Source organism: Curtobacterium sp. PsM8, from assembly GCF_030433875.1.
Lineage (GTDB): Bacteria > Actinomycetota > Actinomycetes > Actinomycetales > Microbacteriaceae > Curtobacterium.
Genome location: NZ_JARUXD010000005.1, coordinates 40,828 through 54,096 on the forward strand (window position 1 = coordinate 40,828; position 13,269 = coordinate 54,096).

Sequence of the window (13,269 nt, forward strand, 5' to 3'; positions counted from 1 at the left end):
CCCATCGTACGTCGCCCCGCTGGGCCCTCCGTGACGAGGGCCCTCCTTCATGAGGGTCCCTACTTGACCAGGGGGAAGAGGATCGTCTCGCGGATGCCCAGGCCGGTGATCGCCATGAGCAGCCGGTCGACACCCATGCCCATGCCACCCGACGGCGGCATCGCGTGCTCGAGGGCCCGCAGGAACTCCTCGTCGACGCGCATCGCCTCGGGGTCGCCACCGGCAGCCAGCGTGGCCTGCTCGACGAAGCGCTCACGCTGCACGACCGGGTCGACGAGCTCCGAGTACGCCGTGGCGAGCTCGAAGCCGCGGACGTAGAGGTCCCACTTCTCGACGACGCCCGGCCGGGTGCGGTGCTGCCGGGTCAGGGGCGAGGTGTCGACCGGGAAGTTCATCACGAACGTCGGGGCGTACAGCTTGTCCCCGTTGAAGTGCTCCCACAGCTCTTCGACGTACTTGCCGTGCGTGGCGTGTGCGACCTCGACACCCTCGGCGTCGGCGAGCGCCTGCAGCGCGGACAGCGGCGTCTCGGGGGTGACCTCGTGACCGGACGCCTCCGACAGGGACTCGTACATGTCGAGTCGTGCCCACTCGCCGCCGAGGTCGTAGTCGCTGCCGTCGGGCAGGGTGACGACCAGGGAGCCGCCGGTGACCGCACGGGCGGCGTTCTGCACGAGCTCCTGGGTCAGGGTGGCCATCTGCTCGTAGTTGCCGTACGCCTGGTACGCCTCGACCATCGCGAACTCGGGCGAGTGCGACGAGTCGGCACCCTCGTTGCGGAAGTTCCGGTTGATCTCGAACACCCGGTCGATGCCCCCGACGACGGCCCGCTTGAGGAACAGCTCGGGTGCGATGCGCAGGAACAGCTCGGTGTCGAACGCGTTCGAGTGCGTGACGAACGGGCGGGCGGAGGCGCCACCGTGCTGGGTCTGCAGCATCGGGGTCTCGACCTCGAGGTACTCGTGCGACGTGAAGGTGTCGCGGAGCGAGGACATCACGGCAGCGCGGGCCCGGACGGTCTTGCGGGCGTCCTCGCGCACGATGAGGTCGAGGTACCGCTGGCGGACCCGGGTCTCCTCGTTGAGCTCGTTGTGCAGGTTCGGCAGCGGCAGGATCGCCTTCGCCGCGATCGCCCAGTCGTCGACCATGATGCTCAGCTCGCCGCGGCGGGAGGAGATCACCCGGCCGTGCACGAACACGTGGTCGCCCAGGTCGACGAACTCCTTCCAGCGGGCCAGGGACTCGTCGCCGACCTCGGCCAGGGACACCATCGCCTGGATGCGTGAGCCGTCGCCGGACTGCAGCGAGGCGAAGCAGAGCTTGCCGGTGTTGCGCGAGAACACGATGCGGCCGGCGACGCCGACGACGTCCTGCGTCTCCTCGCCGGTCTCGAGGTGCTCGTACTGCGCGCGGACCGCGGGGATCGTCGTGGTGATCGGGAGTTCGGCCGGGTAGGCCTCGATCCCGGACTCCAGCAGGCGCGCGCGCTTGTCCAGCCGGACCTGACGCTGCTCGCTGGTCTCCTGCTCGGCCAGTGCGGCGGCGTCGGCGACCGCGGTCTCGGTGGTGGCGGGGGCGGTCTCGTCGGTCATGCGGGTGCGGCTCCGGAGGTCGTGGGGGATCGCGTCGATGCTACCGGTCCGGCCCCGCCCGCCGCCTCCGGCCCACGATCGGTCGCAGAACGTCGGTTCAGCCCGTCCCGAGCGACAGATGGTGACCACTCGACGGACGTGAGCGGGGAGTTGCGACCGGTCGGCCTCGCGGCCGTCGGCGGTGACCGCGGAGCGGGCGCCGCAGCCCGACTCCCCGCGTCAGATCACGGACTGGCCGTCGGCCGCCGTCAGCGCGTTGTCGACGGCGGAGCGGACGAGTGCCCCGAGCACCCGCCCCGGGTGCTCCACGCCGATGCCCGACAGCGTGCCGGCGGACTGGTCGACGATCGCCGTCGAGAAGCTCACCGCCGCCCGGACCGCGTCGGCGTAGGCGGGCCGGTCCCGCTCGGCGACGACGAACGGCTCTGCCCCCATCTCGACCACCAGGGCCTGGGCGATCGGCAGCACCGGCCCGGGCGCGGTCACGGCGCAGTACGCGTCCCGCAGCCGGGACAGGTCGATGCTCGTGCCGGTGAAGGCCATCGCCGGGTGGATCGCGAGCGGGATCGCCCCGGCACGCATCGCCGGCGCCAGGACGTCGACCCCGTGGTCCGGGCTGGTGTGCACGACGAGCTGCCCCGGCTGCCAGATCCCCGCGTCCGACAGCCCCTGCACGAGCGACGGCAGCTGGTCGTCCGGCACGGCCAGGAGCACGAGTTCGCTCCGCTCCACCAGCTCCGGCGTGCCGAGGACCGGCGCACCGGGGAGCATCGCCTCGGCGCGGTCGCGTCCGGCATCGGAGACGGCGGTGATCCCGACGACGGCGTGTTCGGCGTTCGCGAGCGCGGCACCGAGCACGGGGCCGACGCGTCCGGCGCCGATGATCCCGATGCCGAGCCGGCCGGCCCTCATCGCACGGCCTCCGGTGCCGGCACACCGGTCCAGACGGGAGGCCCGTCCTGCGTCAACCACGCCGGTGCGGCGGGCGCGGCACCGGTCCACTGCCCGGGTGCCGACGTGGGCGCCTGCGCGTGGCGACCCGGCGTACCGGCGGTGGGTCGGGCCTCCTGGCCGTCACGCCAGCGGTGCGACGTGTCGGTCGCGGCAGCCTCGACGGCCCGCTCGGTGGTGCCGGACCAGAGGCGCTGCGCGTCCCCGGCGTCGAGCGCCCCGACGCGCGCGGAGACCGGACCGCTGACGGTGTGCACGTGGACCGAGGCCAGGCGGAGCGCGCGCTCCAGCGGACCCTGCGTCACCTTGACGCTCTGCACGCGCGGCAGCGGCACGACCACGAGCGAGCGCCAGACGGCTCCGAGCCGGAGCAGCACGGCGCCCGGCACGAAGCGGTAGCCGTTGCGGGACGCCGACAGCGGGCGCAGCCAGCGGCCCCGACGGGGTGAGTGCACGAAGCCGCCGCGGTCACCGCTCGTGGTGAGGCTGTCGTCGACGACCCCGACCGCTTCGGCGGAGCCCTCGCGCATCCGTTCCATCGACGCCTCCGGGCCGACGACGGCCGATCCGACCAGCTCGGGCAGGATGATCTCGAGGACCTGCCGGACCTCGGCGGCGGTGCCGACCGGCAGCACGATCGACGAGACCTGCTGGTTCGTGGAGGCCCCGTTGCCGGCGTTCGTCGCCCGGTTGATGCGGATGTCCCACCAGCCGAACGGACGCCAGAGCAGCGGCTGCGCGACGCTCACGGCGTGGATGCGGCCGGGCGGCAGGGTCTCGTTCGACGTCGAGAACAGGCCGAAGCCGATCCGGATGCCGTCCCGGGTGTCGGCGATCGTGTACCGCAGCGATTTCGAGAACTTGCGGACGTAGTAGCCGCCGGCGCCGATGACGGCCGGGAACAGCGAGACGAGCAGGAAGTACTGCCCGGTCAGGCTGATGCTGACGATGATCGCGACGACGAGCAGCAGGATCACCACGGTCGTGCCGGAGAGCAGCATCGACCCGATCAGCCGGCCGGGGTGGACGCGGACGACGCGGGTGGCGTGCACCGCGTCCGGGTCGAGCTCGGGTGCCAGGAACTCGTCCACGCGGTCCTGCAGGAGGCCACCGCTCGCACCGGCGTACCGGGGTCGGTCGGTGTCCTTCGCGCCCGAGGCGAGCACCAGGATGCGCTGCCGCAGGTCGTCCGCGGCCTTGGCCCCGAGGTAGGCGAGTTGCACGTTGGCGTCGTTGCCGGCCTGCGCGACCTCGAGCTTGGCGGTGCCGAAGAGCCGCGGGATCAGCGGCCGCGAGATGTTGATGCCCTGGATCCGGTCCAGCCGGGCCTTGCGGTGCGTGCGGAAGACGACGCCCGAGCGGACCTCGACGATCTCGCCCGTGACCCGGAACTCGTGCATCCGCCAGGACAGGTAGAACAAGCCGATCAGCACCAGGAGCAGCACCACGATGCCGAGCAGGACCCAACCGACGACGCCGTGCTCGTACACGTAGCGGACCGGGTCGCCCTCTTCCTGCGGCCCGCCCTCGCCCGGGATGAAGACCTCGACGATCTGGTCACGGAGGTTGTTGAGCACGTAGCCCAGGATCACGACGAGGAAGATGCCGCCCTTGAGCAGCGGCGTCAGCGGGTGCAGCCGGTGCCACTCGCCGTCGGTCAGGGGCGCGGCCGCGGCGGCGTCGCCCTTCCGCGGCGGCGCGGGCATCGAGGCGTCCGGTCGGAACGACACGTGCGGCCTACAGTCCGGCGCGACGGGACTCGGCGAGCTCGACGAGTCGGTCGCGCAACTCGTCGGCCTGGGCGGCGGGGATGCCGGGGATGCGGATGTTCGAGGACGCGGCCGCGGTGACGAACTTCAGTTCGCTCATGCCCAGGACCCGGTCGAGCGGCCCCCGGTTGACGTCCACGAGCTGCAGGCGGCCGTACGGCACCGCGGTGAAGCGCTGCCACATCAGTCCGCGGCGGAGCACCAGGTCGTCGTCGCGCAGGGCGTACCCGATCGACCGGATGCGGCGCGGGGTGAGTGCTGCGGTGACGATCGCGATGACGGCCACCACCGCGGCGATCACGAACCAGACGAGCCCGGCCGAGCCACCCGTCCCACCGCTGGCGACGCCGATGAGCACCAGGCCCGCGGTGACGACGCCGCCGATGACGATCGCCGCGATGAGGTCGGTCCAGACGAGCTTCGCCGAGACCCGCGTCCACGTGATGTCGCGCAGGCCGAGACCTGGTTCGTCGAGTCGGCGGCCACCGCCGGGCCGGCTGTCGGCGGGCCCGTCGTCGATCCGGCCGGGTTCGTCCAGTTGGGTCGGCATCGGGTCTCCTGGTCTGCGCTGCTCGGTCGGCCTGCGCTGCTCGGTCATCGTCGACCGACCAGGCCGGTCACGCCGTGGTGGTGCCCCGTCCGTCGTGGTCGTCGTCGTCCGGCGGCGGCGCGATGCACATCCGCTCGGCGACGAGGGCGCACACGGTGAGCACGATCCCGCCGCCGAACGCCACCGCGTTCGGCAGGGTCGAGCCTAGCGAAGGCAGGACGGACCGGGACAGGAGGTACACGAGCAACCCGAGCGCGAACGCCCCGAACAGCGCCCCGCAGATGCTCGACGCCTTCGCGAGGAACACGACCCGCGTGGCGTACATCGGGTCCACCCGGCGACCGTCGTTCCGACCTCGGGTCTGGCGGCGGATCGGCGAGGCCATGAACAGCAGCGCGATGCCGATGAAGACCAGCGTCAGCCCGAGCGGCACCGACATCAGGAGCGTCGGGGACTGGCGTGCGGTCAGGGCGGTGTCGAGGGCGAACCCGGCGACGGCCGCGACGACCGCGACGCCGATCAGGGTGGAGGCCCGGGTCGGCTTCACGGCGTGGGCTCCGGCTCGGCGGTCTCGAACAGTCGCGGTTCGTCGACCCGCTCGGTGTCGTCGCCCAACGTCTGGAGCAGGGTGGCGACGGACCCGTGGCCCGGCAGCACCGCCTCCGGGTCGGCGTCCGCCCAGGGCGCGAGCACGAAGGCCCGCTCGTGGGCCCGCGGGTGCGGGACGGTCAGCGTGGCGGTGTCGATGCGGCGGTCGTCGACGGCGATCACGTCGAGGTCGAGCGTCCGGTCGCCCCAGCGGACCTCGCGGGTGCGGCCGTGCTCGTCCTCGATGCCGTGCAGGGCGTCGAGCAACTCCTGCGGCTCCAGGTCGGTCTCGACGACCACGACACCGTTCCGGTAGCGCGGCTTCGTCGTGTCGAGGCCGTCCAGGGTCAGGGCGACGGACTCGACCTCACGGCTGGACGCCACCGGTCGGACCCCGGGCAGCGCGGCGACGGCGGCCGCGGCGGCGCGGAGGGTGCTCCCCCGGTCACCGAGGTTCGCACCGAGGGCGATGACGGCGCGCGTCACTCTTCTTCCTCGAGCGGGTCGCTCTCGTCGTCCGTCGTCGGGTCGTCGGTCGGCACCGGGGACTCGCGTCGGATGGTGATCGACACGTCGGTGAACGGCACGGTGATCGGGGCCTGCGGCTTGTGCACCGTGACCTCGGTCGCCAGCGCGGCCCGGTGCGTCAGGACCGCCGCGGCGATCCGTTCGGCCAGGGTCTCGATCAGGTCGACCGGGTCGCGTTCGATCTCGGCGACGACCTGCTCGGCGAGCACGCCGTAGTGCACGGTCTCCGCCAGGTCGTCGGAGTCGGAGGCGGCGGTCGCGTCGACCTCGACGGCCACGTCGACGACGAAGTCCTGTCCGTCGGCGCGTTCGTGGTCGAAGACCCCGTGGTGTCCGCGTGCGCGGACTCCGACGAGGCGGATGGTGTCCCTCATGATCGAGCTGCCCTCCAGGCGTCCCAGACGTCGAGTACGGCGCGGGTCGGCGCCGGGTCGTGCACGCGGACGCCCCAGGCGCCGCGTTCGGCCGCGAGCAGGCTGATCGCCGCCGTGGCCAGGTCTCGTTCGACCGGGGGTGCCCCGGCCGTGCTGCCGACGCCGTCGAGGAACCGCTTCCGAGAGGCGGCGACCAGGACGGGCAGGCCGATCGAGGCGAAGCGTTCGTAGCCCGCCAGGATCTCCCAGTTCTGCTGTCCCCGCTTGGCGAACCCCAGGCCCGGGTCGATGACGACCTGTTCCTGGCGCACGCCGAGGACGATGAGTTCCGCGACCCGGAGTTCGACCTCGCGCCGGACCTCCTCCACCGCGTGGGTGTACTCGGCGTTGCGGTACATCCGGTCGCTGTGGCCGCGCCAGTGCATGACGACGAAGCCGACTCCGGTCTCGGCGACGACCCGCGACATGTCGGGGTCGACGAGCCCACCGGAGACGTCGTTGACGATCACGGCGCCCAGCTCGACGGCACGTTCGGCGGTGCTGGCGTTCATCGTGTCGACGCTCACCGCGATGCCCTCGGACGCCAGCTGCGCCACGACCGGCAGGACCCGCTGCTGCTCGACGTCCACGGGGACCCGCTCGGCACCGGGCCGGGTGGACTCCCCGCCGACGTCGACCAGGTCGGCTCCGGCCGCGACCAGGTGCCGCGCGTGCTCGAGGGCGGCGTCGACGGCCAGGTGCAACCCGCCGTCACTGAACGAGTCGGGCGTGACGTTGAGGATCCCCATCACGCGGGTGCCCTCGGGGGTGGAGCGACCGCGGCGACGGCCGGTCACGATCTCCGGCACCGGTGCGGGTGCTCGGAGGTCGATCGCGACCGTCGCCGGCGCTGCTGCTGCTTCGCGGGCCCGGCTCACCTCGGCGAGCCGACGCGACCGTCTCGTCGGCAGGTCGGTCATGCCGGCCTACGCGGGGGCGATACCGGGGTTGCCGAACGGACGGTGACGACGCGGCTTGGAGGCGTCGATCCCGACGGGCTCCTCGGCCATCGCGGCGGCCTTGCCCGGCACCTCGATCGCCGGCAGGTCGCTCACCGGACGCTTGTCGCTCGAGAGCCACTGCGGGCGCTCGGGCAGCTTGCGGACGTCCTTGAAGATCTCCACGAGCTCCGGGGCGTCGAGCGTCTCCTTCTCGAGGAGCTCGCCGGCCAGGCGGTCGAGGATGTCGCGGTTGGCGTTGAGCACCTGGTAGGCCTCGTCGTGGGCGGCTTCGAGCAGGGCGCGGGTCTCGGCGTCGACGGTCTCGGCGATGTTCTCCGAGTAGTCGCGACCGGTGCCGCCGCTCATGTCACGACCGACGAACGGCTCGCTGGATCCGGAACCGAGCTTGACGGAACCGACGGCCTGGCTCATGCCGTACTCGGTCACCATCTTGCGGGCGGTGCCGGTGGCCTTCTCGATGTCGTTCGACGCACCCGTGGTCGGGTCGTGGAAGACGATCTCCTCGGCGACACGGCCACCCATGGCGTAGGTCAACTGGTCGAGCAGTTCGTTGCGCGTGACGGAGTACTTGTCCTCGAGCGGCAGGACCATCGTGTAGCCGAGGGCCCGACCACGCGGCAGGATCGTGATCTTCGTCACCGGGTCGGTGTGGCGCATCGCGGCGGCCGCCAGGGCGTGTCCACCCTCGTGGTACGCGGTGATCAGACGTTCCTGGTCGGACATGATGCGGGTCCGTCGCTGCGGGCCGGCCATCACGCGGTCGACGGCCTCGTCCAGGGCACGGTTGTCGATGAGCTGCGCGTTCGACCGGGCGGTCAGCAGCGCGGCCTCGTTGAGGACGTTCGCCAGGTCGGCGCCGGTGAAGCCCGGCGTCTTGCGGGCCAGGAGCTCGAGGTCGACGCTCGCGGCGAGCGGCTTGCCCTTCGCGTGCACCTCGAGGATCTGCTTGCGACCCTGCAGGCCGGGCGCGTCGACGCCGATCTGCCGGTCGAAGCGGCCCGGGCGGAGCAGTGCGGGGTCGAGCACGTCGGGACGGTTCGTCGCGGCGATGAGGATGACGTTCGTCTTGCCGTCGAAGCCGTCCATCTCGACGAGGAGCTGGTTCAGCGTCTGCTCGCGCTCGTCGTTGCCACCGCCGATGCCGGCACCACGGTGGCGGCCCACGGCGTCGATCTCGTCGATGAAGACGATGGCGGGCGAGTTCTGCTTCGCCTGGTCGAAGAGGTCGCGGACACGGCTGGCGCCGACACCGACGAACATCTCGACGAAGTCCGAACCGGAGATCGAGTAGAACGGCACGCCGGCCTCACCGGCGACGGCACGGGCGAGCAGGGTCTTGCCGGTTCCGGGAGGGCCGTACAGCAGCACGCCCTTCGGGATCCGGGCGCCGACGGCCTGGAACTTCGCGGGCTCCTTGAGGAACTCCTTGATCTCGTGCAGTTCCTCGATGGCCTCGTCGGCGCCGGCGACGTCAGCGAAGGAGACCTGCGGGTTCTCCTTGTTGTTCATCTTGGCCTTGGACTTGCCGAACTGCATGACCTTCGAGCCGCCACCCTGGGCGCTCGAGAGCAGGAACCAGAACAGGGCGCCGATGAGCAGGAACGGCAGCAGCGTCAGCAGGAGCGACACGAGGACGTTCGACTGCTGGACGTGGTCGTTGTAGCCCTTGGGCAGGTCGGCCTGCGAGACCGCCTCGACGACCTCGGTGCCACGGGGGGTCGAGTAGTAGAACTGCTCGGTGCCGCCGTCGTTGCGGAGGGTCAGGTCGACGCGCTGCTCGGTGGAGTTGACGACGGCCGAGGAGACCTTGCCGTCCGAGAGCTGCTCGAGACCCTTCTGGGTGGAGATCTCCTGGGTGCCGGACTGGGCGATGAACGTCCATCCGACGAAGATCCCCACGACTGCGAGCAGTATCCAGATGTACGGCCCGCGGAGGATGCGCTTGAAGTCCATGTGATCCGGGCCCGACGGCCCGACACCTTTCTGCTGCCTGAAGTGCGTGCCGCTCAGCATACGGCCGCGACTCTGTGGCGAGAATGGGTGTCCTCTGCGGGCGAACTCCACAGATCAGCAGTGACGCCTGGTGGACGACGCCCGTCGCCGCCGGTCAGGGCCGATGCCGGCCCCGGTGGATCAGGAGTAGACGTGCGGCGCGAGGACGCCGATGCCGCGCAGGTTGCGGTAGCGCTCGTCGTAGTCCAGGCCGAACCCGACGACGAACGCGTCCGGGATCTCGAAGCCGGCGTACTTGACGTCGACCTCGACCTTGGCGGCCTCGGGCTTGCGCAGCAGGGCGACGATCTCGACGCTCGCGGCCCCGCGGGACTGCAGGTTCTGCTTGAGCCAGGACAGCGTCAGGCCGGAGTCGATGATGTCCTCGACGATGATGACGTCGCGGTCGTGCAGGTCGGTGTCGAGGTCCTTGAGGATCCGCACCACACCGGACGACTTCGTGCCGGAGCCGTAGGACGACACCGCCATCCAGTCCATCCGCGCCTGCATCTTCAGGTGGCGGGAGAAGTCGGCCATGACCATGACCGCGCCCTTCAGCACGCCGACCAGGAGCGGGTCACGCCCGGCGTAGTCACGGTCCACCGCCGCGGCGAGTTCGGCGATCTTGTCGTCGATCTGCTCGGGGGTGAAGAGCACTTCGGAGAGGTCGGCCTGCACGTCGGAGAGTTCCACCGCTCCAGCCTAACCGCCCGCGTGCGGCTCCCTGGCGGCGAAGGACACCCGTTCACCCGTCCGCGTGGCCCGGACACCGGGCAGGTCGATCGGCCCCTGCCCCCGCCAGTCGGTGACGAGCCGGCAGACCTCGAGCGTCTGCAGCCGGGACAGCGTCACGCCGAACTCGCTCTCGACCGCCAGTCGGACCAGTCGCTGCCGGAGCGCCGGCGGGTTCGCGGCCAGCTGCGGCACGGACAGCGAGATGCCGGCCTCGGAGTGTTCGGCGAGGTCCTCGGCCATCTCCTCGGCGAAGTGGTCGAGCGCCGCGGAGTCCTCGCGGAGCTGGTCGGCAGTCCGGGCCAGTGCCTCGGGGACGCCGGGTCCGAGCTCGCGCTCGAGGACCGGCATCAGCGCGTTCCGCACCCGCACCCGCGTGTACGCCGGGTCGTCGTTCTGCGGGTCGTCCCACGGCACGAGTCCGGAGGCGGCGCACGCCTGCCGCGTGGTCGCGCGCCGGAGCGCGAGCATCGGCCGACCCAGGGACGGCCCCGGCCGGTCCGGTCGCACGAGCGACGCCATCCCCGTCAGGCTGTCCGGCCCGCTCCCCCGGAGCAGTCCGAGCAACACCGTCTCGGCCTGGTCGTCGAGCGTGTGTCCGAGGAGCACGAGGGGTGACCACTCGGCGGCCGCGACCGACGTGACGGAGGCGTAGCGGGCCTCCCGGGCGGCGGCCTCCGGCCCACCGGCGGTGCCGACGTCGACACGGTCCACGACGACGGGTGCCAGTCCCAGCTCGGCGGCCTGCCGGGAGGCCCGTGCCGCGACCGCCTCGGAGCCCGCCTGGAGCGCGTGGTCGACGACGACCGCGCCGGCGCGCAGGCCCTGCTTCGGCGCCTCGAACGCGGTGGCCGCCGCGAGGGCCAGCGAGTCGGCCCCGCCGCTCAGCGCGACGAGGACGAGGTTGCCCGGGCCGACGACCTGTTCGTCGAGCGCACGGGCGAGCATGGTGCGGACCGCCAGACGGACGGCAGCGACGGCGGGGTCCAGCCGGGGACGCTCGGTGTTCACCCGGTAACGTTAGCCGGGCCGTCCCGACGGCCGACAGACCCACCACCTGAGGAAACTAGGAGTGCACATGGCCGCGTACGACGTCGTCGTCGAGATCCCCAAGGGCAGCCGCAACAAGTACGAGGTCGACCACGAGACCGGTCGCGTGTACCTGGACCGCGTGCTCTTCACCTCGTTCGTCTACCCGACGGACTACGGCTTCTTCGAGAAGACCCTGGCCGATGACGGCGACCCCGTCGACGCGCTGCTGCTCCTCGAGTACCCGACCTTCCCCGGCGTGGGCGTCAAGGTCCGCCCGGTCGGCGTCTTCAAGATGAGCGACGAGGCCGGCATCGACGCCAAGGTCCTCGTCGTCCCGGCGAAGGACCCGCGCTGGGCCCACATCCAGGACATCTCGGACGTGGACGACCAGACGAAGGCCGAGATCGCGCACTTCTTCGAGCGCTACAAGGACCTCGAGCCGAACAAGTGGGTCAAGGCCGAGGGCTGGGGCGACGCCGCCGAGGCCGAGGCGATCGTCACGGCCGGCCAGGCCGCGTACGTGCCCGGCGGCCACTGACGCTCGTCTGTTGACGCGCGTCTGCTGACGCGCTCTCGCTGACGCAGAACGGCCCGGTCCCCTCGCGGGGGCCGGGCCGTTCTGCTGCGTCCGGGGCTACATCGAGCCGCTCGGGCGGGCGACGTAGGGCAGGAGCTGGCTCGGCGTCCACACCGCACGCTCGACGACGCCGACGCCCGGACGTGCGGCCTCGACCATCATCCCGTTGCCGGTGTAGATCGAGTCGTGGTACCCACCTGAGGCGGCTCCGTTGCTCGAGTAGAACAGGATGTCGCCGGGCTGACGCTGCGACAGCGGCACCAGACGGCCGATGGAGCCGAAGTAGTTGTACTGCCAGACCACGTTGTGTCCGCCGGTCGTGATGCCCTGGGAGTTGTAGGCCATCATCACCAGGCCGGAGCAGTCCCAGACGTTCGGGCCGGCACCGCCCAGGACGTACGCCTTGCCGAGCTGTCCGCGCGCGTAGGAGATCGCGCCGGCGGCTTTGGACGGGCTGCTGACCACCGGGGCCGGAGCGGGCGCGGGGGCCGGAGCGGGCTTCGGCGTCGAGGGCTTCGGGGCGGGGGCGGCCGGCTGGGGAGCGGGCTGCGGGGCTGCGGGCCTCGGCGCGGACGGCTTCGGCGCTGCCGGGGTGCTGCCCGACGGCGTGGAGTTCGACGGCGTCGACGCGACGGGGTTCGACGCGGGCGGGTCGTCGCTCGTCGAGCCGCCGGAGTCGTCCCCGCCACCGGAACTGCCACCGCTGCCGGAGTCGTCGCTGCCACCCGTCGCGCTGCCGTCGTCGGCCGATGCCGGATGTGCCGCATCGCGCTTCGCCTGCGCCGCGAGCTGGATCTCGGCCTGCTTCGCCTGCTGCGCCGACCAGTACGCCTGCTCGGTGGCGACCGAGGTGCCCTTGAGGAACGCGAGCTGCCTGAGGACCTCGTCCTGCTTCGCCTGCCCGGACGCCAGCGCGGACTCCGCGTTCGCCGCGACGTCGTTGGCGCTGTCGAGCGCGTCCTTCGTCTTGGTGGTCGCGGCGGTCAGGGCCTTCGTCGCCTGGCGCTGCTGGGCGGCGAGGGCGTCGACGGTGCGCTGGTCCGACTGCGCCTTGTCGAGCACGGTCGCGGAGCGCTCCGAGAGGTGCGTCATCGTGCCGACCTGGTAGAGCAGGTCCTTCGCGTCGCGGGAGTCGACGAGCATCGACGTGGACAGGTCACCACCGCCGGAGCGCGAGAGCTCCACGACGAGGGCTGCGACCTGGCCGGCGGACTGCTTCGCCGCCGCCTTGGCACGCTTCGCCTGGCCGGTGAGGGCGTCGAGCGCGTCCTTGGCCTCCTGCTGCTGCGACGCCGCCAGCGAGTACTGCTGGCCGGCTTCCTGCACGGTGGCCCCGGTCCGGTCCACGGCGGACTGGAGGCTCGACATGCGGGCCGTCAGGGCGTCGACGGTCCGCTGCTTGTCGGCCTGGTCGTCCTTCGCCGCCTGCACGTCCTTCCACGACGGGGCGGACGGTGCCGCCTGCGCCGGGACGGCCACCACGAGCGAGAGCCCGAGGCTGAGCATCGAGACGGTGGCGAGACCGCAGACGAGGGAACGTGCAGGCTTCTTCATGCGGGTCAGTGCCTCCTGGCAGTGCTCGT

Annotated in this window: 13 protein-coding genes; 1 reads left to right on the forward strand and 12 read right to left on the reverse strand. The window is 71.7% G+C overall.

Annotation, left to right across the window (positions count from 1 at the left end):
• Positions 1–59: 59 nt before the first annotated feature.
• The 11 genes from lysS to tilS all read right to left on the reverse strand — a co-directional run bounded on the left by lysS (position 60) and on the right by tilS (position 11,088).
• Positions 60–1,592 (reverse strand): lysine--tRNA ligase, encoded by a 1,533-nt coding sequence (lysS, locus tag QCD68_RS01965; RefSeq protein WP_301221816.1) that lies wholly within the window; start codon positions 1,590–1,592, stop codon positions 60–62.
• Between the two features lie 219 nt (positions 1,593–1,811).
• Entirely contained in the window at positions 1,812–2,504 is a 693-nt protein-coding gene (locus QCD68_RS01970) for a Rossmann-like and DUF2520 domain-containing protein (protein WP_111075252.1), read from the reverse strand.
• Positions 2,501–4,273: a PH domain-containing protein gene (locus QCD68_RS01975; RefSeq protein WP_301221817.1), complete on the reverse strand. Its 1,773-nt coding sequence runs from the start codon at positions 4,271–4,273 to the stop codon at positions 2,501–2,503. Before QCD68_RS01975 ends, QCD68_RS01970 begins: the two co-directional genes overlap by 4 nt.
• Positions 4,274–4,280: 7 nt before the next feature.
• Positions 4,281–4,862: a PH domain-containing protein gene (locus tag QCD68_RS01980; RefSeq protein WP_301221818.1), complete on the reverse strand. Its 582-nt coding sequence runs from the start codon at positions 4,860–4,862 to the stop codon at positions 4,281–4,283.
• Positions 4,863–4,929: 67 nt separating this feature from the next.
• Positions 4,930–5,409, reverse strand: coding sequence for a DUF3180 domain-containing protein (locus QCD68_RS01985; RefSeq protein ID WP_301221819.1), 480 nt, complete (start codon positions 5,407–5,409; stop codon positions 4,930–4,932).
• Positions 5,406–5,936, reverse strand: coding sequence for a 2-amino-4-hydroxy-6-hydroxymethyldihydropteridine diphosphokinase (gene folK, locus QCD68_RS01990; RefSeq protein ID WP_301221820.1), 531 nt, complete (start codon positions 5,934–5,936; stop codon positions 5,406–5,408). Before folK ends, QCD68_RS01985 begins: the two co-directional genes overlap by 4 nt.
• Entirely contained in the window at positions 5,933–6,352 is a 420-nt protein-coding gene (gene folB, locus QCD68_RS01995) for a dihydroneopterin aldolase (protein WP_221849038.1), read from the reverse strand. The genes folK and folB overlap by 4 nt, the downstream gene beginning before the upstream one ends.
• Positions 6,349–7,311, reverse strand: coding sequence for a dihydropteroate synthase (folP, locus tag QCD68_RS02000; RefSeq protein ID WP_301221821.1), 963 nt, complete (start codon positions 7,309–7,311; stop codon positions 6,349–6,351). The genes folB and folP overlap by 4 nt, the downstream gene beginning before the upstream one ends.
• Before the next feature lie 6 nt (positions 7,312–7,317).
• A complete protein-coding gene (ftsH, locus tag QCD68_RS02005; RefSeq protein ID WP_110904451.1) occupies positions 7,318–9,306 on the reverse strand; it encodes an ATP-dependent zinc metalloprotease FtsH in 1,989 nt (662 codons plus the stop codon).
• 180 nt (positions 9,307–9,486) lie between these two features.
• Positions 9,487–10,038 (reverse strand): hypoxanthine phosphoribosyltransferase, encoded by a 552-nt coding sequence (hpt, locus tag QCD68_RS02010; protein WP_111075264.1) that lies wholly within the window; start codon positions 10,036–10,038, stop codon positions 9,487–9,489.
• 9 nt (positions 10,039–10,047) lie between these two features.
• A complete protein-coding gene (gene tilS / locus QCD68_RS02015; protein ID WP_301221822.1) occupies positions 10,048–11,088 on the reverse strand; it encodes a tRNA lysidine(34) synthetase TilS in 1,041 nt (346 codons plus the stop codon).
• Between the two features lie 67 nt (positions 11,089–11,155).
• On the opposite strand from tilS, the gene QCD68_RS02020 reads away from it, so the two are divergent.
• The gene (locus QCD68_RS02020) at positions 11,156–11,647 is read left to right on the forward strand and encodes an inorganic diphosphatase (protein WP_111075268.1); all 492 of its coding nucleotides are present in this window, start codon (positions 11,156–11,158) and stop codon (positions 11,645–11,647) included.
• Positions 11,648–11,743: 96 nt separating this feature from the next.
• Here QCD68_RS02020 and QCD68_RS02025 read toward each other — a convergent pair whose 3' ends face one another.
• Complete coding sequence (locus QCD68_RS02025; protein ID WP_301221823.1) at positions 11,744–13,240, reverse strand: C40 family peptidase; 1,497 nt, start codon at positions 13,238–13,240, stop codon at positions 11,744–11,746.
• Positions 13,241–13,269 lie beyond the last annotated feature (29 nt).